Raw genomic sequence first — 20,101 nt, 5'->3', positions numbered from 1 at the left:
GTGACGTAAAATTTAGAGTAGAAATACTTTGTATTAAGAGGTTTGGTGATATGTCTCTAAGTATCTCAAGCGTATTTGATGCCAATTTCTATCGTGCTGTCAATTCCGACCTAGCTGGTTTAAATGATGCTCAAGCTCTATCACACTTCCAGACTTATGGTTTAAACGAAGGACGTTCCTTCTCACCACTTATTGATTTAAGTTTTTATCGGGCTAGCAATTCTGACCTGGCAAACTTTAACAATAGCCAACTGTTAGATCATCTAGAGAATTATGGTGTAGCTGAGGGACGCAACTTCTCTCCAATTGTTGACCTTAACTACTATCGTGCTAACAACAGTGACCTTGCAAGCTTTAACAACGAGCAATTATTTAATCATCTGGAAAACAATGGTATTACCGAGGGACGCTACTTTGATCCACTTTTCACTTTTGGGCAATATAAGTCTCTTAACTCTGATCTGGCAAACCTAAATAATTCTCAACTTTTGAACCACTTTGAAATCAATGGGATAAACGAAGGGCGTTACTTTTCACCCTATTTTGACTTTAACTACTATCGCGCTAACAACATAGACTTAGCTAATTTTAACAACAGCCAGTTGTTACAGCATTTTGAAATCAATGGGATAAATGAAGGGCGTAAATCTTCACCTTCATTTGATGCTAGTTTCTATAAAGGAAATAATCCCGACTTGGCTTCCTTGACAGGCATCAATTTACTCGAACACTTTGATTTCTATGGTAAGTTTGAAGGTCGTCAGGCTGCGAGTGAATACGCTGGCAACACATTTGACACTGCTCCCCAACTTACGATAGGTTCAAATCCTACTCAAGTATTTGAACACGTCGGCTCATCCGATCCTAATGACTACTATCAGTTCAGTTTAAATCAAGCTAGTGTTGTGACGCTAGATAACTATAGCTTTTCTAGAAGTATAGTTGAGCAAATAGTTGATAGTAACGGTCAGATTTTGAGTTATAGCAATAGTCCAGTACAAAATCCTGATAGTAGTGTTATAAGCTATCCATCTCTACAGCTTGCATTAGATCCAGGAACTTACTATATACAGATTCAACCTCAAGCAGGGGATACTGATTACCAGTTCTACCTTAGTGCGATACCAATCGACGAGTCCGAGGTAGTAGATTCGGGTACTATAACAGGTGCTGCGGGTGCTGCGGGTGCTGCGGGTAATCCGGGATAATCGAAATCGCTGAGGTAACGTAAAAAATACAACATTATATTACGTTATCTCGTTCCCAGTCTCTGACTGGGAATGCATTTGGAGAGGCTCCGCCTTAAGACTTGTGACGTAAAATTTAGAGTAGAAATACTTTGTATTAAGAGGTTTGGTGATATGTCTCTAAGTATCTCAAGCGTATTTGATGCCAATTTCTATCGTGCTGTCAATTCCGACCTAGCTGGTTTAAATGATGCTCAAGCTCTATCACACTTCCAGACTTATGGTTTAAACGAAGGACGTTCCTTCTCACCACTTATTGATTTAAGTTTTTATCGGGCTAGCAATTCTGACCTGGCAAACTTTAACAATAGCCAACTGTTAGATCATCTAGAGAATTATGGTGTAGCTGAGGGACGCAACTTCTCTCCAATTGTTGACCTTAACTACTATCGTGCTAACAACAGTGACCTTGCAAGCTTTAACAACGAGCAATTATTTAATCATCTGGAAAACAATGGTATTACCGAGGGACGCTACTTTGATCCACTTTTCACTTTTGGGCAATATAAGTCTCTTAACTCTGATCTGGCAAACCTAAATAATTCTCAACTTTTGAACCACTTTGAAATCAATGGGATAAACGAAGGGCGTTACTTTTCACCCTATTTTGACTTTAACTACTATCGCGCTAACAACATAGACTTAGCTAATTTTAACAACAGCCAGTTGTTACAGCATTTTGAAATCAATGGGATAAATGAAGGGCGTAAATCTTCACCTTCATTTGATGCTAGTTTCTATAAAGGAAATAATCCCGACTTGGCTTCCTTGACAGGCATCAATTTACTCGAACACTTTGATTTCTATGGTAAGTTTGAAGGTCGTCAGGCTGCGAGTGAATACGCTGGCAACACATTTGACACTGCTCCCCAACTTACGATAGGTTCAAATCCTACTCAAGTATTTGAACACGTCGGCTCATCTGATTCTAATGACTACTATCAGTTCAGTTTAAATCAAGCTAGTACTGTTACGCTAGATAACTATAGCTTTTCTAGAAGTGTAGTTGAGCAAATAGTTGATAGTAACGATATAACACAGGGTTCTTCTAGCAATAGTGCAGTCCAAAATCCTGATAGTAGTGTTGTAGGCAATCCATCTCTAAAAATTATTGGATTAGCTCCAGGAACTTACTATATACAGATTCAACCTCAAGCAGGAAATACTGATTACCAGTTCTACCTTACTGCAACACCAACCGACGACCAGACCCAGCTGTCCCTGCTAGATTCGAGTATTACAACAGGTGCTGCGGGTGCTGCGGGTGATCCTGCTCCCCAACTTACGATAGGTTCAAATCCTACTCAAGTATTTGGACTCGTCGGCTCATCTGATCCTAATAACTACTATCAGTTCACTTTAAATCAAGCTAGTACTGTTACGCTAGATAACTATAACTTTTCTACAACTGTAGTGCAAATAGTTGATAGTAACGATCAGATTTTGGATCCTAGCAATAGTGCACTACAAAATCCTGATGGTAGTGTTATAAGCGATCCATCTCTACAGTTTGCATTAGATCCAGGAACTTACTATATAAAGATTCAACCTCAACCAGGGGATCAAGTAGAAGATACTGATTACCAGTTCGACCTTACTGCAACACTAACCGACCCGGACCTGTCCGAGGTAGGAGATTTGGGACTATAACAGGTGCTACGGGTGCTACGGGTGCTGCGGGTAATTCGGGATAATCGAAATCGCTGAGGTAGCGTAAAAAGTAAAACATGGTGGGGCTGAGACACGATGCATTGGTGTCAATTTAACGTGAAAGCCTTTTAAAACCTCGTTTCCAGCCAGAGGCTGGAAATGCACCTCATGGCGGCTCTGCCGCAAGGCTTGAGGCGGCAGCCCTCTGGGAATGCATTAACAGTCACAGACTGGAAACGAGATAAGGAGATAATCTCTAAAAGCTACTTTTAGACTAACTTTCACGTTAAATTGACACCTATGGACACGGTGAGAGTATCTGATAATCTATTTGCTTTATCGGGTTTTCTTTCAACTTCTGCGTCTCACCCGCTCCCCCAATCGACTTTTGCCAATTTGGCGTAAGATTATTGTATGTTATTACTACAATTACTATTGATGCTAGATAATGGGAAGACTTTGATATTTTTTTGCCAATCTAGCCCCGGAAACAATAACTAACAACTTATGCGAACTCACTATTGCGGCGAACTCCGAAAAGAACATATTGGAGAAACTGTTACCTTTTACGGATGGATAGACCGTCGCCGCGATCACGGTGGTGTGATATTTTTAGATTTACGCGATCGCTCTGGAATTGTCCAAATCGTCAGCGATCCGCAACGCACCCCAAATTCATATCAGCAGGCGAACGCCCTGCGAAATGAATATGTTGTCGAAATCACTGGTAGGGTAACACAACGTCCCGAAGAATCGCTGAATACTCGCATCCCCACAGGCGAGGTAGAAATCTACGCCGATAAAATTCAACTCCTCAATGCTGTCCGCAAACAGTTACCTTTCCAAGTTTCCGTAGCTGACACTGAGACAGTGCGGGAAGACTTACGACTAAAATATCGTTATTTGGACTTGCGACGCGATCGCATGGCGCAAAATTTGCAACTACGTCATCAAATTGTCAAAGCGATGCGTCGTTATCTGGAAGATTTGGAAGGTTTTATTGAAGTCGAAACCCCAATACTTACCCGTTCTACCCCAGAAGGGGCGCGGGATTATGTTCTACCCAGTCGCGTTAATCCTGGTGAGTGGTATGCTTTGCCACAATCACCCCAGCTATTTAAACAATTGCTGATGGTATCCGGCTTGGACAGATATTATCAGATTGCCCGTTGCTTTCGTGACGAAGATTTACGCGCCGACAGACAACCAGAATTCACCCAGTTGGACATGGAAATGAGCTTCATGTCCCAAGAAGAAATTATCGAACTGAATGAAAACTTAGTTTGTCATATCTTCAAAACAGTTAAAGGAATTGAGTTGCAGCGCCCTTTCCCCCGTCTCACTTACGCTGAGGGGATGGAACGCTACGGCAGTGATAAACCAGATACACGCTATGGTTTGGAATTAGTTGATGTCTCAGATGTTGTGAAAGACTCTGGTTTCAAAGTCTTTCGAGACACTGTTACTAATGGTGGTATTGTCAAAATCTTGCCCATTCCCAACGGTAACGATGTAATTTCTAATGTCCGCATCAAACCCGGTGGCGACTTATTTAAAGAAGCCAACGAAGCCGGTGCTAAAGGTTTAGCTTATATCCGCGTTAGAGATGATGGCGAAATTGACACCATTGGCGCGATTAAAGACAACCTCAGCGTTGAACAAAAACAAGAAATTTTACGCCGTACAGGTGCAAAACCTGGACATTTACTGTTGTTTGGGGCTGGTGATGCTGTTACAGTTAATAAAACTTTAGATAGATTACGGCAAGCGATCGCTAAAGAATTTGGTTTAATTGATCCAGAAAAAATCAACTTGCTGTGGGTTACAGATTTTCCGATGTTCGAGTGGAATGCTGACGAAAAGCGCCTAGAAGCACTGCACCACCCCTTTACAGCACCACATCCTGATGATTTGAGCGATTTAAAGACTGCACGCGCCCAAGCTTACGACTTGGTACTCAACGGCGTAGAAGTTGGCGGCGGAAGTCTGCGGATTTATCAGCGAGAAATTCAACAGCAAGTATTTGAAGCAATCGGTTTATCTCCTGAAGAAGCACAAAATAAATTTGGCTTTCTCTTAGAAGCATTTGAATATGGTACACCGCCGCATGGTGGCATCGCCTACGGTTTAGATCGTTTGGTAATGTTGCTAGCTAGAGAAGAATCTATTCGAGATGTAATTGCTTTTCCGAAGACACAACAAGCGCGTTGTTTGTTAACAGATGCGCCTTCGAGTGTCGATGTTAAACAGTTGAAAGAATTACACGTTGCTTCCACTTATAAACCAAAGTCTTAGTGAACTAGGTAATATTTCTTATCTCCCCCCTTGGCAAGGGGGGATTAAGGGGGGTAATTAGACTTGTGCGTACACCGTAACCTACAAGGAGAGAGACTTTGAATTTTCCTCCTTAGAGTGTCGGGAAGCGAGCTAGGTCTTTCGTAGGCTTTTCCACATGACGTGAAAAGTCAGATCGGCTGGCAAGTTAAGTATTTACAGTGATTACGACATAAAACAGCTTTGACTCTAAGCTTAACCAAGCCGCAGATCCCCGACTTCTCAAGAATGATTTAAGATTGCTATATGTAGAAAAATATGTGATTAAATGTATCGCAGATTTAAAAAATAAATAGAATACTTCATGCGTCGAGACTCAATTTTTTACAAACTGTTTCAACAATCCCCCACTCTTTTATTTGAACTCTTGATAAATCCCCCGACAAATGCCGATGCTTATCGATTTGATTCGGTAGCTGTCAAGGAACCCAAATTTGAAATTGACGGGGTATTTTTACCACCAGAAAGCGAGACTCCTGGAGTTGTATATTTCTGTGAGGTACAGTTTCAAAGAGATGAACAGCTTTATGAAAGAGTATTTGCTGAATCTTCACTATATTTCTACCGCAACCGCGCCAGATTTAACGACTGGCAAGCAGTTGTAATTTATCCATCTCGTAATACCGAACAAAGTAATATTTACCCTTATCGTGGATTTCTCAATAGTAACCAAGTGCATCGGGTGTATTTGGATGAATTGGGGGATATTCGCCAATTACCTTTATGGGTGGCACTGATGGTACTGACTACAATAGAGTCAGAACAAGCACCTGAAGAAGCAAGGTATTTGTTAACAAGAACTGGTCAAGAAGTACCATTAGCAGAGGGTCGCGTCATAATAGAGATACTGACGACGATAATGATGTACAGGTTTGAAGAATTGAGCCAAGCGGAGGTAGAGTCTATGCTAGGAATAACACTACAGCAAACGCGAGTTTATCGAGAAATCAAGGAAGAAGGACGAGAAGAAGGACGAGAAGAAGGACGAGAAGCGATGGCTAATGCTATTTCCCGACAATTGACTAAGCGGCTTGGGGAACTGTCTGAGGAAATGCGCTCATCCATTTCTGGTTTATCTTTGCCTGTTCTCGCAGATTTGAGCGAAGCATTGCTTGATTTTACTACTTTAGCTGATTTGCAATCTTGGTTAGAAGAGCGAATAAATTAAACTACCTCTTGTTGTTTTTGAGTTAAATACATTGCAATTCCTTTCTCGTAGTAAGCTGCTTCATTAATAAAAATAGGATAAACAGTAGACTCTCCCTCATAGAAAATCTCTTTTCCTTCAAAAGTCAGAAACATTGGATCACTAGGATTTAGAGGTTCATAATCTCTAAACTGAAGTTGGGGGTGAATCATGGCTTGAATCTCCCCGCGGGAGCTACGCCCGTCGTAGACATCGCTTCTAGGATAATCTATAGTTTCAATATATTTATATAATGTAAGCTTAGTATTTTTCGGCAAAATATTACCTTGATTGCACTCTTGAAAATAGTCTAAAATCGTATAAATAAGCTGTTCCGTTTTCTGAAATAATTCGGCGTCTAAAACATTCTGAGCCACCGCCCCAACTTCTATAACAAAACCAAATTTGCACAAAGAACGGAGAAAGCCACTTTCTTTAGATTGCTGATTAATACAGACTTTTACTAAAGGATTTATTGAACTCAAATAAGCGGCTAACTGAAGTAAGAAAGGATGCGTATCAGAAAAAATCAGACTTAACCCCATGTTGGCAGTTGTGCTGTGCAAATCAACAATTACATCCACAAATGGCTGATTTTCCGGTTGCAATATCTGTTGGATTGCTTTTGCCCGTGTATCTTCATAACTTGAGAGTTGGGGATTTTGTAAGCCTTGATTGGTGAAGCAACGATTTAAATCCTTATCAATGTATCGTTTGCCTTCTTCAATAGCTTTCAGATTCCCAAGTAATGCTAGAATTTCAAAAGTTGATCTATTGATTAAATTAGGATATTGCTGAAACTTTTTGACTAGATGTACTCCTGTTAACTCATTTCCGTGGTTTCCTCCAACGATCGCGACTCGCTCAATCTGACTCATAACAACCTCATATCTAAAAAACTTACTATAATGCTTTTTTGCGATCGCCAGATGATTCGCTCGATAATTCTGTAATTTTTTATGTCCCATTAGCCACATTTCAACCCCAAACGAGCTAAATGTGTGCCTTAAAACTTACTGTAGTTAATTCCCGTTGGCTCCATAATTCGATTGTGTAATTCTCTTAACCTCTCACAGGTGCTTTGCGGGCAACATGAACAGCAGAAAGAAACGAGAGTTGTACGCTATCTCCAAATTTTTCTAGCTTCTGCCGCAATCCTGCAAATAGTAACTCTTTGGTTTGTGGCTCTAGTCTCCGAAAGGTACTCAAAAGCTTGAAGTAGTCATCAATGCTATAGGTGACTTCACACGCAGTTTGCTCGACAGTCAACTCTTTAAAACAATTAGAGTCTAAAATCTCTTGTCCAAACCCCGTCAAAATCTCTGCTTGAATCTGGGCACCGTCATATCGGGCAAAGGAGGGCGCATAAGCTTGATACACTTCCTCTAGAACTTGGTAAACTTCGTATTTCGGTTCTGGGGTGAGATTCCATAGCAAAATAAGAAAACCGTTATCGCGCATTGCCGATGCTGTCTTGGTATATCTAATCTCTGGTGGTATCCAGTGAAAGGCATTCGCAGATAGAACGGCATTGAACTGTTTTGCTTCTAGTTCCCACTCCTCAAATGAAGTATTGCAAATTGTGACTTTTGGATATTGATCGCAGTTTTGTTGTACCAAATGATAAAAATCCTGGTTTGGCTCAATACACGTCATTGAAAAACCAAATTGAGCAAAAGCCACCGTCGCATTTCCTGGGCCACAACCAACCTCAAGAATCGATGCATCTGAGTCAAGTTGGGCTAAAGCCACAGACCGATCAATTAGTTCCTTTGGATACTGCGCTCTTGCATTGTAATAAATATCAGCAACGGGAGAATACCACGTCCTTCGCTGTTCCAAATCCATAGAAGCTCTGGCATTTATTTCTTGTCTAAAGTCTTGCATAAGCTAGGGCGTGTCAGCTTTGATCGTTCAATTTCATTTTAGAACTAGCAAGGGATCTGTCAAAATTTTTATTAAGGTTATTTTGAGTATTTTAACTGATTGACAAAAGGCACTTTATTTACCTCTCATGAATTGACAAAAAAACTTTTACAATTTCTGCCCGGCGTAAATCGATCGCACTTCGCCGTTACGCCGGATGACAGCTTCGCCATTACTAACATCTACTAGTGTCCAACCACTTGTGCCGATACTTTCACCCATATTGATGCGGCGAGTCACGCCATCAATTTTAAACAAAGCGGCAGATTTGTTGCCTAATTCTAGCAATCCTTCTAAGGTATCACTAGGAGCAACCGCGATCGCAGTTGCCGGATATACTTCTTCTTGGATAATAGTTGGTTCTGATTCTGGTACAAGTGCAGCACGCAATGGAACTACTGGTAATGCAGGTAGAGGCTTGGGTTTTTGCCGCACGGTAATGGGTGCAGTTTTCCCAGCCACAGGTTTAAATTCTGTTTGTACAGCCGCAGCAAAGTTGGCAGTCACAGGCTTGGCAGCTTCTTCGACTTTATTTAGGGCAGATTTTACAACATCCGGTTGATACCCCTTTAACGCATTGGCAACTTGTGGTAAAAGTCTGGGAGTCCCAGGAATTGACGGGAACGCGTAATGCATTGGCGACGGCGCTTGATAAACGGGAACATAGATGCGCTCAACAACACTTCTCGAACGATTAGCATCTGCTGAAAATGCTGGTAGATTATTAGTTATTTGCTCTTTATCAACGGCTATTTGGTTAGTATTTGCCGGACTGGAAAATGCCGGTTTGACAAGTTTTTGAGCGCTTTGTGTTTCTTCCTTGTCTATAACTGTCAGCGCTCCTAGCATATAGTCAACTAACTCTGCCTCAATTTCTGGTTTTACAGGCAACTGTGATTGCGATTGCGGCACTAGAAGAACTGATTCAGGCAATTGATGATATACGACTCCAGACTCTACCAGGTAGATAATACCAGCGATCGCCACGCCTAAAGTTGTTGCCACAATCAGTAGTTTGCCCAAAGTCCAACTACTTTTCTGACGCTTTTTACTAACTCGTTTAACGTTACTTAATTGCTTGTGGTTATCTTGAGTAACTGACTGTACTGTTTGGTTCAGTGTGTTCGGTAAGATGATCTCTGGTATCCTAACTGTTTGCAGAGGCACGTATTCTGGAGGCGACTGGGGTTGATATCGCGAGGAAACCCCAGCAGCAGACTGGCTCGATTTGTTCTGACTACTGCGGCTAACAGTTTGAGAAAGCAGATTACCACTAACATCAAGAATGTCGTCGATATCGGCAAAGAGTTCATCCATCAGGCTATCAGCATAGTTTTCTATCGACCAAGGCTCGTTGGCGATTAAGTCTTCTGATGGTTCCGGTACAATTATGAGACGAGGACGGGTGCTGGCTTGTTGTAACATAGACGTTCTATCTTTGTTGCTAGGACGGAGAAACGCCGCCCCTACTGCCTGGAAATTAGAATTAACGCAATGTGCGACTTATTCTTGAAATCCCAATTCCATTCCTCTTCCCCGCAGGAAGGAGCCACTGCGTTGGGGAGCCAGCGCGGGAACAGGGGGTTTCCCCCATTAAGCGACTGGCGTCGGTGCCGACTTGTTCGCGCAGCGTCTCCCCTTGGGAGAAGCAAGTGGCATAGAGCCTTTGATTCTTGCTCCCCTTCCCTAAAAGAGAAGGGTTTGGCAGTTAGGTTCGAGAGAAAGTTGCACACAGCGTAAATTATTAATCAAACATCCAATCCCTCGTCCAATTAAGACGAGTTGATTGAGCGTTGGTATTAAACTCAACTTTCGTTTGGGGATTGCTGATAATGGCAGTATTAAAGATTTATGTCATCTATCATACCAATCGCCCTCCCTACTACTATACTCAGTCTTTATCAACTTTGTGTGAAGCTAACGCTGTAAACTCTGACCGGCTCTTGCTTCTACCTAATTCTAAATATAATAATAAAGCATTAATATCTGCTGGGTTTACGCCACCGATACGTGCCGCTTGACCAAGAGTGAGTGGTTTTACGTGAGTCAGCTTTTCCCGTGCTTCTTTTGAAAGAGTATCAATTATTGTGTAGTTCAAATCTCCAGGTAAGTGGCGGTGTGCTTGGCGGGCAATTTGGTCAATCTGGTTTTGTTGTCTAGCGAGATAGCCAGAATACTTAATGTCAATTTCTGCGCCTTCTTTCTCGGCGCGGTTGAGGTTGGGGTTTCCCAGTCCGAATCTGTCGAGGTCAACGTAATGCAATCCCGGACGCCGCAGTAAGTCATTAAGGGTAATGGAACCTTTAATTAATTGCTGGGTATCAGATGCGATCGCTATACCAATTTCATCATGTTCTTTGACGCGTGTCACTTGCAATCTTTGTTTTTCTGTGGTAATATTTTCCTGCTTTTGGGTAAATAGATCCCAACGGCGATCGTCTATTAAACCAATTTCCCGTCCCAAGGGTGTCAAGCGTTGGTCGGCATTATCAGAACGCAACAGCAATCGATACTCAGACCTACTGGTAAGCATCCGGTAAGGTTCCCGCAGGTCTTTTGTACACAGGTCATCAACTAGCGTCCCAATGTAACTTTGCTCGCGGGCAAAAACAATCATTTCTTGAGAGCGAACAAATCGAGCGGCGTTAATTCCCGCTACCAGTCCTTGGGCGGCGGCTTCTTCATAACCTGTGGTGCCGTTAATCTGCCCAGCACAAAACAGCCCCGCAATCTTCTTAGTCATTAGTGTGGGGTAACACTGAGTTGCTGGTAAATAATCATATTCCACAGCATACGCCGGACGCAGCATCACACATTTTTCTAAACCGGGGAGAGTCCGCAACATATGCAGTTGCAAATTTTCTGGTAAACCTGTGGAAAACCCTTGAATATAAAGTTCCGGTATATCCCTTCCTTCCGGTTCAATAAAAATTTGATGGCTTTCCTTATCGGCAAAGCGCACAATCTTATCTTCAATACTGGGACAATAACGCGGCCCTTTGGCTTCCACCCAACCGCCATAGACGGGCGAAAGGTGCAAATTATCTTGAATTAGGCGATGGGTTTCGGCGGTTGTGCGGGTGATGTAGCAAGGCATTTGTTCCCGTTCTACCCACACATCTGGGTCAAAACTAAACCAGCGCACATCTTCATCCCCTGGCTGGATCAGCATTTTACTATAATCCACCGATCGCTTGTCTACTCGTGCTGGAGTTCCAGTTTTCAGCCTTCCGGTTTCAAATCCCAGGCGATTGAGAGTTTGTGTTAATCCTTCAGCCGCAAATTCCCCAGCGCGTCCAGCTGGCATTGATTTGTTACCAACCCAAATTTTGCCACCCAAGAAGGTGCCAGTTGTTAAGATGACTGCTTTACATTGGAACCCTACACCAAAATACGTTTCAACACCGATGACTTCACCGTTAGCGCCCAGCACTAAATCTGTTGTCATACTTTCACGGATTGTCAAGTTTTCTTGGTTCTCGACAATATTTTTCATCACTGCTGCATATTCGCGCTTGTCCGTCTGGGCACGTAATGCCCAAACAGCAGGCCCCCGTGAAGAGTTGAGGATACGTTTTTGCAAGTAGGTGCGGTCTGCTACTTTACCAATGTCTCCGCCGAGTGCATCGACCTCATGGGTCAACTGGGATTTAGCCGGGCCACCGACTGCGGGGTTACAAGGTTGCCAAGCGATTTTATCTAAGTTAAGCGTCAATAGCAAGGTACGACAACCGAGGCGTGCAGAGGCGAGAGCTGCTTCGCAACCGGAGTGACCTGCACCGACGACTATGACATCAAAAGCGTCTTGGAATTCAACGGAATTGTGCATGGTCATACTTACAGGATCAGCAAGCTTAGAGTTATTTTCAATTTTAACTGTTCCAGTGGTTTCCTGGATGTATCTTTCTGATAATAAAGTTATCAAATTTACTATTAGTCAATTCAAGACAAGTTTCTTTTTTGTTTGAGTAATAAGTCATCGAAGAGGATAAAGGAACAGGGGGATAAGTAGAAAACCCTATAGATATATCTCCCCAAGTCTCCTCGTCTCTTTCTTCAATTATCACAGCTATTTTTCACATGGTTAGCCATCAACACAAATTGATTTATTACGGATATATATTAGATATCTTGCAGAAGTTATATAGAACCATATATCGCAGTTCCCAAGCGCATGAAGTACATCGGATCAAAACCTCACCCTCATTCCCTTTGGTAAGGAGAGGCAGGGTGGTTTCATACAAGCAGAGAAAAACTAAAACTGAGTTTCCAAGCCTCTCCCCCCGTGGGGGAGAGGCTTGGAGAGGGGTCAAAAGCCATGCCACAAAACGAGAAATCAAGACTTATGTATTTTTCTTTTTTCGGATGAAACCGCCCTGCTCTCCTTGGTAAGGAGAGGGGAGATAAAGCACAGTTTTATCGGGGTGAGCTTATCTCAGTGAAAGCAAATATACCAAATGAGAAACAAGATTTTTGCTCCCTCTCCTTGATAAGGATAGGGTTGGGGTGAGGTTTTACAAGCCTTACTCCCCAACGCTAGCTCTTAAGGGGCTGTTTTTGTGAGGTATGCATTCCATACAATTGAGAATAGCTATATTGCCAAAAGCCGATTATTTTTATACTTGAATCACTTAATTAACTATTTAAAAATGAAACTCACCATTAGGAAGAAAAAAAATATTACTAGACTTCTCAAAAAGATAACTTTTATCATTATAGTTATCTTGATGATTTTTACTTTAGGAGCTAGTAATGAGATTCCACTCAACCAATTAAGTATAACTGCTCAACCATTAAACGGATGCTTGAGTACTGATTTATTACCTTGTACAGATCCTTCTCAAAAGACAATACTACAACCATTTATTCCCAACCCAGAATTAAATAATCAACAGCGTTTTTTATCTGCGATCGCTAGAAAGTTACCCACAATTCCCCAGCCTGGTACTTATGAATATATTTTGCTGCGGGCGTATGGCGCAGTCTTTGTAAATCAAGATGTCGGAATTAAACTGCCGCCAAAAGATATCTTTGCAAATGAACAAGAAACCCAAGATTTTCAAGCTACTTTAACAATGGTTCATATTGACGGCACTAACGACTGTTACTTACAAAAATCGGCTGCTGATGCTTTCAATAAAGTGCGGATTCAACAACATATCCCGCTAAAATCTGGTTATGGTTCTGGTGATTGTACTCGCACTTTCAATACAAATTTAAAATTTTGGCATAAATATGCTAACGATAAAATTTTAGCAAAAGTTCAACAGGGGCAAGAAACAAAAATCCTCGGTTTGGTTGCACCTCCTGGAACTTCACAACATCTCTGGGGATTAGCAATTGATTTACACGTATCTAATAAAGAACAGATAAAAGCTCTTAATCAAAATGGTTGGTTTCAAACTGTAGAAAATGATGTTCCACATTGGACTTATGTAGGTTTATCTCCAGAAAATTTACTTCTGTTTGGTTTTAACAAACAAGTTGTCCGGGGCATTACTTATTGGATTACACCACTTTAATTGTTAGATAGCATCAAAACTTCGGAATACTATAGCGGTTCCTATTCAGATGCGGTACAACATTAGATCACGAGGTGTAGGGGCACGGCAGTGCCGTGCCCCTACGGGTGTACCTTACGTAAACGAGAACCGCTATAATCGAAAAAGAGCTATTAGGATGTGGGAGCATCTCAATGAGGGTAAAAAGCCTTGTAAAACCTTACCCCAACCCTCTCCTTACTAAGGATAGGAAGCAATAATATTGTTTTTCATCTGGTATATTTGCTTTCACTGAGAAGACAAAGTAGTGTGTGATTATGGAGTTGTCTTTGAGGATGTCGCCGTGCTTTTGCGAGTGCGTTTGCTTTTGCGAAGACCACCCGCCATTTCATATTCACTGCTGTCTGTGCCGTAAGTAAATGCAATTGCAATTAGCATTTTATCAGTGAGATCAGTTAAAGTTTTTTCCAATTCATCCATATTGGTTTTAGAAGAGTCAATCACAGAGAGAGCAGTGTTATAAGCATCAATTTTGATGCGTAATTGCTGACTTATTTCGGTTATGCTTTGTACGTTGCGAGCCTGTCCAAAATCCATCTCAGGATCAATTGCTCTGAGTCCAGCAAGTCTTAATTCTGCTTTTTCTAGAGCGCGGTATGTACGTTTTTGACGAGGCATATATATATTACTTTAATTGGGTTCTAGAGCTAGTTTGCCTTACTAAAGCTAGATTTTGGTTCAGTAGAATCCACAAAAATTAGTAGCGAGTGTAATATTAGTCCCAGCAATATTAACGGGAACCAGTGCGCCCTTCTCCCTACAGCCCTTCTCAAGACAGGAGACGCTACGCGTTGGGAGAAGCATCTGGCGTCTGGTGTGCAATGACTGGGGGAATCACAACTAATTATGCGGACATGATAAAACTTGTGTACTTCACCAACTTAAAATCTGCTGTGATAACAAAAAAATCATGATTTTAAGAAAAAAATCGTGACTTTAAGAAAAAAATCATGATTTTAAGAAAAAAATCGTGATTTTAAGAAAAAAATCGTGATTTTAAGAAAAAAATCGTGATTTTAAGAAGAATAGTTTAGAGATAAGACGCAATGAGATGGAAAAGCGACGCTAGGGTATCTAAAATCGAAAATATGCCGATAAATCTCAATTTTTTAACTTAATCGCCATAATGCACGGCCAAACTACAAAACTTAAAAAGCAATGGTAAAACTTTTGTGGGGTGGCCCGGAAAGCCCGCCCTGGTTATGCAAATTAAAAGTACATCAGCTTAGAACAAAAGCAGTGTCTTAATAAAGGTCTATTGATTAGCGATCGCTGTTATGATTGCGTTGGTGGAGCGATCGCTTAAACAAATGTTAATCTTGTGTCGGTTGTCTTAATAACATCCCTGATTTTAGGCTGGCATATCTCAATGAACTTAATTGCGATCGCTTGGAAGCTGAACCAGATAACCGTACTGTCCAAAAAGATGCCAAAATTATAGCTTGGTAATATCTGAAACAGCAGGAATTATTGACAAGCTAAGTATATACGTAATATAATTATCTCAATAAGTTCCGTGGGTTTAAGTTCCCCCCAACTAGGAAGCGGCAAGTTTTTTCGCGAAGTCTAAATCCCTATTGCAAAACATAATTACAAATTACGAATTACGTTAGCGAGTATTTGTTCGCGTTAGCGGAGCCTCTGTCTGCGATACGGTATTGGCGAACGGAGAGAAGCGTCTCGTAGAGAGCGTCATTATGAATTATTTTAATAGAACCTAAGATAGAGTTAATTAAAGTAATTTGCTCAGAAAATAGAGACAAGCAATATTAAATATAATTTGGATAAAATAAATGAGTACCAAAATTATTGCTTTGTTGGCAATTACGGCAGCCTTTGCAAGCTTAGGAAGCCAAGTATACGCCCAGTCACCAGCATCAAGCTTAAATCAACGACAATACAGATTAACTGGTGATTCTCTAGTTGGAATTGATCATAGAACAGCCCAAAATGACTTTAAAAGCTTTTTTGAGCAAACTAATCCAGCAAGCATATCCAACAATAATAGAAGCAACAATAAAACTCCAGCAAAAATCCACTTTAACGAATCATTATCACTGCCAGACACTTCTGTTTTCTTAACACCAGCTCAGTCTGGAAATGACAATGATGGATTGCAAGTGCAGTTAGATATAGACAGAGAATAATCAGTCATCAAATTATCCAAAAATCTTGAAAAACCTCAAAGAGTCCTAACGGACATTCCTCTCTTTAGCAAGGCTACGGTGTATACACAAGTCTGAAATAGTTTACTCACCTGGTTTTTCGCCTCAATTTTACCCCACCCTAACCCTCCCCTTGTAAAGGGGAGTGAACTGGATTTCCGGCTATCCCCCCGATGCATTGGGGAGGGAACTGGATTTCCGGCTTCCCACTTTGTAAAGGGGGGATTGAGGGGGGTAAATTGACTTTGACAAAGAGTTTTAGCCTTAACACCAAGCGTATTGATTTATAAGGATTTGATGCCGTACTCTCGGCGTTAACACACCCTACAATACATAGTTTTATTTCATAAATAAAAGAATAGAATTCGCGGCTATACAAACAAAGTCCGCCTGCGCGGACTAAGAGGATGTTTGAAAAGTGTTTTGCTGTGATTTTAGGCACTTTTAGATCCTCCCTAACCCCCTTAAAAAGGGGGCCTGGAATCAAAGTCCCCCTTTTTAAGGGGGATTTAGAGGGATCTAGAACTTTTGATACCGACAAGAAGACTTTTCAAACAACCTCTAAGTACTGGAGTTTAGACTAAAGATAAGCGAGCAGAAAATAACACTTAGAGAAATATGGATAAAAAATTGACATAACAGCTAAAATAAAAAGTGCCTGAAAAGAAAAAGCGGTCAGCAAGCGATGGCAGAACTTTTTGCAGCAATTGGGACACCTGCTGTTCCTCCCAAACCCCGTGGTAAGTCCCCTGGATGGACAGAAGGTCAAACTCGCACTCGTAGAATTCGTTATCCAACTGTCAAAAAAAGTACTACAAAGCAAAAAAAACAAATGCCACAATCTGCTTAAACCTTTGATTTTTCAATTTTGAGGTGCAAAGCTTGTGACTCAGTGATCCTGAGTTACTTTGTCATGCCTTTAGTCTAAACTCCAGTAAAAACCTTGACTGAGGTTGCTGGAAATAGTTTAAATCCATATCCTCATTTTTTGAAAATTTAGTTTCGCACCGGGAACTAGTCTAAACTTCAGGACTAACGCACCACAAAATGACTCAGGAATAGTGAGCGGACAAGCTACACACCTAAAAATATAAAAGCCAAAGCTTCAAGCTGGCTTTAGTGTTTGTTGTTTTGGTTTCGCAGTACTTTTAGCGTTTCGTCAAGGGCGGAGGCGAGCCGATTCATGCCGGCCTGGTTGGGATGGTAGGACACGAGGCTTGGCCAGCCTGGGGTGACGGGCGGCTGGAAACCTGTGACGAAGGGCTGGGCGGAGCAGGCATCATGGCCGGAACCGATCACGGAGGAGCGCACCACTGGCGTGCCTGTCTCTTGCGCTACGCTGCCGATGACGTCCGTCAGGCGTGAGTAGATCGCCTGCATCCGCCGGAGATCGGCCAGGCTAAGCGGAACAGCCGCGCAGCCTAACGTCTCCGATCCCGGCAGCACGGGCAGGTAGCCGATCATCACTAGGCGCGCCTTGGGCGCGCGCCGATGTACCTCGGCAACGACTTGGCGCAGCGAGCCGGGCAAGGCTTGGAAGCGCTGATCCACCTTTGCATCGGATACCACCTCGCAGGTCGCCCCACCCCTGTGGCGGCAGGTGTAGCCAACGAGGTTGCCGACATAGTTGACGTCGTTGCCGCCGACCGTGACGGTTACCAGGCGAGTGTCGGCGTCCACCGCGTCAATCTGGGGGCGCAAGCCGTCCTGCGACCCTTGTAGGATGTCGGCCGTCGTCGCACCGGAACAGCCAACGTCCACGAGGTTCAGGTTGCGTCGCGCCGCCAGCAGATGCGCGTAGTTGGAGAGCGACCGCCTGCACCTGCCACTCTGCCCGTCGAGTCTGCCGACACCGGGTCCGGCGGCGTAGGAGCTACCCATCGACACGTACTTGGGCGGACGGGTGGCGCCGGACCCCGCTGCAAGACTAGGCGCGCGCAAGGGCTGAGCGGCAACGCCGGCTACAGCCAGCGACAACGCTGCGCCGATGCCGACCGCGGCTCTTCCTGGTGTAAGCATCAGCTTCTGACGGAGCATTGGTGACACTTAAGATTATGATCCATTTGTTAATCTACCTATAGCACGAAAATTTTATCAAGAACCGCGATAGAAAACATTGTTTTTGGGTTAGCGATCGCCAGAACTTTTCGAGATTCTCCTTATCAGTCAAACTTGTGCAATCGCTAATCGCTTTTTCTTTCCAGAGATTTTTCTCCTGACCAAATTTGTCTTTTTTTTGACTATCTTTCTCTAAGTGTTATTTTCCCAGCATTAGTATTTAGTCTAAACTCCAGTAAGTAAAAATTGAAGCTTTAAAACCCACGCAGGTAGGTAAAATCTCGTCTAGACGAGCCAACGCTATGGGTATTTTCCCCCCGTTGTCCCTTGCGCGTTTCCCTTCTCCTAAAGCCACAGGCGACAGACGTGCAGTTTCTAACCGCCCTTTTAATCTTAAATCGACTAAATCCGCCTTCCTGAGTCGATAATTCTGCAATCATTTTGCAGTAAAATTAAGCGTCTAGATAGAGGAGGGCTTTGAGATGACTCGTGTCATCATTGTGCGCCACGGTCAAAGCGGTTATAACACCGAGCGGCGTATCCAAGGACGTACTGATGCGTCAACATTAACCGAAAAAGGTCGTAACGATGCTAGTAAAGTAGGCAAAGCCCTCAGCAATATCTTATTTAATGCAATTTACAGCAGTCCCTTGCAACGAGCGAAACACACAGCAGATATTATCCATAATGAGTTAGCTACTCATCGTGAACAATCTGCTTTAGTCCAAGTTTCTGATTTGCTGCTGGAAATTGACCTACCTTTATGGGAAGCATTGTTAACTGCCCAAGTCAAACAGAAATTTGCCGAAGACTATCGCACTTGGCACGAACGCCCCGACGAACTGCGGATGTTGCTTAATGATGCAGAGGGAACAAGAGAACATTTTCCGGTTCTTGCTTTATACGAACAAGCACGGCAATTTTGGCAAGAAATTTTGTCTTCCCATCAAGGCGAAACTATTCTCATCGTCGGACATAACGGAATTAATCGTGCCCTGATTAGCACAGCGCTATCCATCCCTCCAAGTCGCTACCATTCAATACAGCAATCTAACTGTGGCATCACCGTACTAAATTTTGCTGGAGGATTGGGCGAACCAGTTCAACTAGAATCCTTAAATCAGACGCAATACACCGGAGAAATTCTACCCTCATTGCGACCCGATCATCAAGGAATACGCTTGTTGCTGGTGCGTCATGGGGAAACTGACTGGAATCGCCAAACCAGGTTTCAAGGGCAAATTGATGTCCCCCTCAACGACAACGGTAGACAACAGTCGCAAAAAGCAGGCGAATTTCTCCAACAGGTAGCGATTGATTTTGCTGTAAGTAGCCCAATGCTGCGCCCTAAAGAAACAGCAGAAATTATCTTAAAACAACATCCTCATGTCAAGTTAGAATTCCAAGATGGTTTAAGAGAAATCAGTCACGGACTCTGGGAAGGAAAATTTGAAACCGAGATAGAGCAGGAGTTTCCGGGAGAATTGCAGCGCTGGCGGCTAGTACCAGCGCAAGTGCAAATGCCTGAAGGGGAAAATTTACAACATGTGTGGGAACGCAGCGTTGCAGCTTGGCAATCAATTGTACAAGCAGCATCAACTAATCAATTCAAAACTGTTTTAGTAGTAGCTCATGACGCTACTAACAAAACATTACTTTGTTATATTCTGGGTTTATCGCTGGAAAATTTCTGGAATTTTCGCCAGGGTAATGGCGCAGTCAGTGTTATCGACTATCCTTCTGGAATCGATGGTTTACCAGTATTGCAAGCGATGAATATCACTACTCATTTGGGTGGAGGGGTACTAGATAAAACAGCAGCAGGGGCATTGTAATTGAGTAGAGACGCGATTAATCGCGTCTGTACAGGAGGGGATTAATCGCGTCTGTACAGGAGTTTGGAGTTAGGAGTTTGGAGTTAAGTAGGTCAACTTAATTAAATATAAGATAGAGATACTCTTCCCGTTGTATGTC

Annotated in this window: 13 protein-coding genes and 1 pseudogene; 8 read left to right on the top strand and 6 right to left on the bottom strand. The window is 42.6% G+C overall.

The genetic code is table 11. The features are described from left to right. The 4 genes and pseudogenes from PUQ00_RS20330 to PUQ00_RS20315 all read left to right on the top strand — a co-directional run. Nucleotides 1-1,208 (top strand): annotated as a pseudogene (locus tag PUQ00_RS20330) (hypothetical protein); the annotation flags it as partial. A gap of 153 nt (nt 1,209-1,361) precedes the next feature. After that, a complete protein-coding gene (locus PUQ00_RS20325; protein WP_300420020.1) occupies nt 1,362-2,897 on the top strand; it encodes a hypothetical protein in 1,536 nt (511 codons plus the stop codon). A 507-nt stretch (nt 2,898-3,404) separates the two neighbouring features. Beyond that, nucleotides 3,405-5,192 (top strand): aspartate--tRNA ligase, encoded by a 1,788-nt coding sequence (gene aspS, locus PUQ00_RS20320; protein ID WP_300420017.1) that lies wholly within the window; start codon nt 3,405-3,407, stop codon nt 5,190-5,192. Between the two features lie 343 nt (nt 5,193-5,535). Next, on the top strand, nt 5,536-6,399 hold the full coding sequence (locus PUQ00_RS20315) for an Rpn family recombination-promoting nuclease/putative transposase (protein ID WP_300420014.1): 864 nt from the start codon (nt 5,536-5,538) through the stop codon (nt 6,397-6,399). Here PUQ00_RS20315 and PUQ00_RS20310 read toward each other — a convergent pair. The 4 genes from PUQ00_RS20310 to mnmG form a co-directional block, all read right to left on the bottom strand. Further along, complete coding sequence (locus tag PUQ00_RS20310) at nt 6,396-7,295, bottom strand: aspartoacylase (RefSeq protein WP_300420044.1); 900 nt, start codon at nt 7,293-7,295, stop codon at nt 6,396-6,398. The two genes, PUQ00_RS20315 and PUQ00_RS20310, sit on opposite strands and share 4 nt — an antisense overlap. 184 nt (nt 7,296-7,479) lie before the next feature. After that, nucleotides 7,480-8,304, bottom strand: a complete 825-nt coding sequence (locus PUQ00_RS20305; protein WP_300420013.1) for a class I SAM-dependent methyltransferase — start codon at nt 8,302-8,304, stop codon at nt 7,480-7,482. 147 nt (nt 8,305-8,451) lie between these two features. Further along, nucleotides 8,452-9,768: a hypothetical protein gene (locus PUQ00_RS20300; RefSeq protein WP_300420011.1), complete on the bottom strand. Its 1,317-nt coding sequence runs from the start codon at nt 9,766-9,768 to the stop codon at nt 8,452-8,454. 466 nt (nt 9,769-10,234) lie between these two features. Then, the gene (mnmG, locus tag PUQ00_RS20295) at nt 10,235-12,178 is read right to left on the bottom strand and encodes a tRNA uridine-5-carboxymethylaminomethyl(34) synthesis enzyme MnmG (protein WP_300420041.1); all 1,944 of its coding nucleotides are present in this window, start codon (nt 12,176-12,178) and stop codon (nt 10,235-10,237) included. Between the two features lie 814 nt (nt 12,179-12,992). Between mnmG and PUQ00_RS20290 the strand changes: the two genes are divergently transcribed. Further along, nucleotides 12,993-13,865: a D-alanyl-D-alanine carboxypeptidase family protein gene (locus tag PUQ00_RS20290; protein WP_300420009.1), complete on the top strand. Its 873-nt coding sequence runs from the start codon at nt 12,993-12,995 to the stop codon at nt 13,863-13,865. Nucleotides 13,866-14,159: 294 nt separating this feature from the next. On the opposite strand, the gene PUQ00_RS20285 is transcribed toward PUQ00_RS20290, so the two are convergent. Further along, the gene (locus PUQ00_RS20285; protein ID WP_300420007.1) at nt 14,160-14,522 is read right to left on the bottom strand and encodes a hypothetical protein; all 363 of its coding nucleotides are present in this window, start codon (nt 14,520-14,522) and stop codon (nt 14,160-14,162) included. A 1,175-nt stretch (nt 14,523-15,697) separates the two neighbouring features. Between PUQ00_RS20285 and PUQ00_RS20280 the strand changes: the two genes are divergently transcribed. Both PUQ00_RS20280 and PUQ00_RS20275 read left to right on the top strand, forming a co-directional pair. Further along, nucleotides 15,698-16,051 carry a hypothetical protein gene (locus PUQ00_RS20280; RefSeq protein ID WP_300420004.1) on the top strand — a complete coding sequence of 118 codons (354 nt, stop codon included), beginning with the start codon at nt 15,698-15,700 and terminating at the stop codon, nt 16,049-16,051. Between the two features lie 703 nt (nt 16,052-16,754). Continuing rightward, nucleotides 16,755-16,919, top strand: coding sequence for a hypothetical protein (locus PUQ00_RS20275; RefSeq protein WP_300420002.1), 165 nt, complete (start codon nt 16,755-16,757; stop codon nt 16,917-16,919). Nucleotides 16,920-17,185: 266 nt separating this feature from the next. Here PUQ00_RS20275 and PUQ00_RS20270 read toward each other — a convergent pair whose 3' ends face one another. Further along, the gene (locus PUQ00_RS20270) at nt 17,186-18,106 is read right to left on the bottom strand and encodes an SGNH/GDSL hydrolase family protein (protein WP_300419999.1); all 921 of its coding nucleotides are present in this window, start codon (nt 18,104-18,106) and stop codon (nt 17,186-17,188) included. A gap of 503 nt (nt 18,107-18,609) precedes the next feature. Here PUQ00_RS20270 and PUQ00_RS20265 point away from each other — a divergent pair. After that, on the top strand, nt 18,610-19,962 hold the full coding sequence (locus PUQ00_RS20265; protein WP_300419996.1) for a histidine phosphatase family protein: 1,353 nt from the start codon (nt 18,610-18,612) through the stop codon (nt 19,960-19,962). Nucleotides 19,963-20,101: the final 139 nt, after the last annotated feature.

The organism is Nostoc sp. S13 (assembly GCF_029379315.1).
Taxonomy (GTDB): domain Bacteria; phylum Cyanobacteriota; class Cyanobacteriia; order Cyanobacteriales; family Nostocaceae; genus Nostoc.
Note: the sequence above shows the minus strand (reverse complement) of the source record. Positions and strands in the feature narration are given on the sequence as shown.

Coding starts and splice junctions, on each gene's coding strand:
- PUQ00_RS20310 (WP_300420044.1), bottom strand. CDS start 7,295: ATGAGTCAGATTGAGCGAGTCGCGATCGTTGGAGGAAACCACGGAAAT.
- aspS (WP_300420017.1), top strand. CDS start 3,405: ATGCGAACTCACTATTGCGGCGAACTCCGAAAAGAACATATTGGAGAA.
- PUQ00_RS20325 (WP_300420020.1), top strand. CDS start 1,362: ATGTCTCTAAGTATCTCAAGCGTATTTGATGCCAATTTCTATCGTGCT.
- PUQ00_RS20305 (WP_300420013.1), bottom strand. CDS start 8,304: ATGCAAGACTTTAGACAAGAAATAAATGCCAGAGCTTCTATGGATTTG.
- PUQ00_RS20265 (WP_300419996.1), top strand. CDS start 18,610: ATGACTCGTGTCATCATTGTGCGCCACGGTCAAAGCGGTTATAACACC.
- PUQ00_RS20315 (WP_300420014.1), top strand. CDS start 5,536: ATGCGTCGAGACTCAATTTTTTACAAACTGTTTCAACAATCCCCCACT.
- mnmG (WP_300420041.1), bottom strand. CDS start 12,178: ATGACCATGCACAATTCCGTTGAATTCCAAGACGCTTTTGATGTCATA.
- PUQ00_RS20270 (WP_300419999.1), bottom strand. CDS start 18,106: ATGCTCCGTCAGAAGCTGATGCTTACACCAGGAAGAGCCGCGGTCGGC.
- PUQ00_RS20280 (WP_300420004.1), top strand. CDS start 15,698: ATGAGTACCAAAATTATTGCTTTGTTGGCAATTACGGCAGCCTTTGCA.
- PUQ00_RS20285 (WP_300420007.1), bottom strand. CDS start 14,522: ATGCCTCGTCAAAAACGTACATACCGCGCTCTAGAAAAAGCAGAATTA.
- PUQ00_RS20290 (WP_300420009.1), top strand. CDS start 12,993: ATGAAACTCACCATTAGGAAGAAAAAAAATATTACTAGACTTCTCAAA.
- PUQ00_RS20275 (WP_300420002.1), top strand. CDS start 16,755: ATGGCAGAACTTTTTGCAGCAATTGGGACACCTGCTGTTCCTCCCAAA.
- PUQ00_RS20300 (WP_300420011.1), bottom strand. CDS start 9,768: ATGTTACAACAAGCCAGCACCCGTCCTCGTCTCATAATTGTACCGGAA.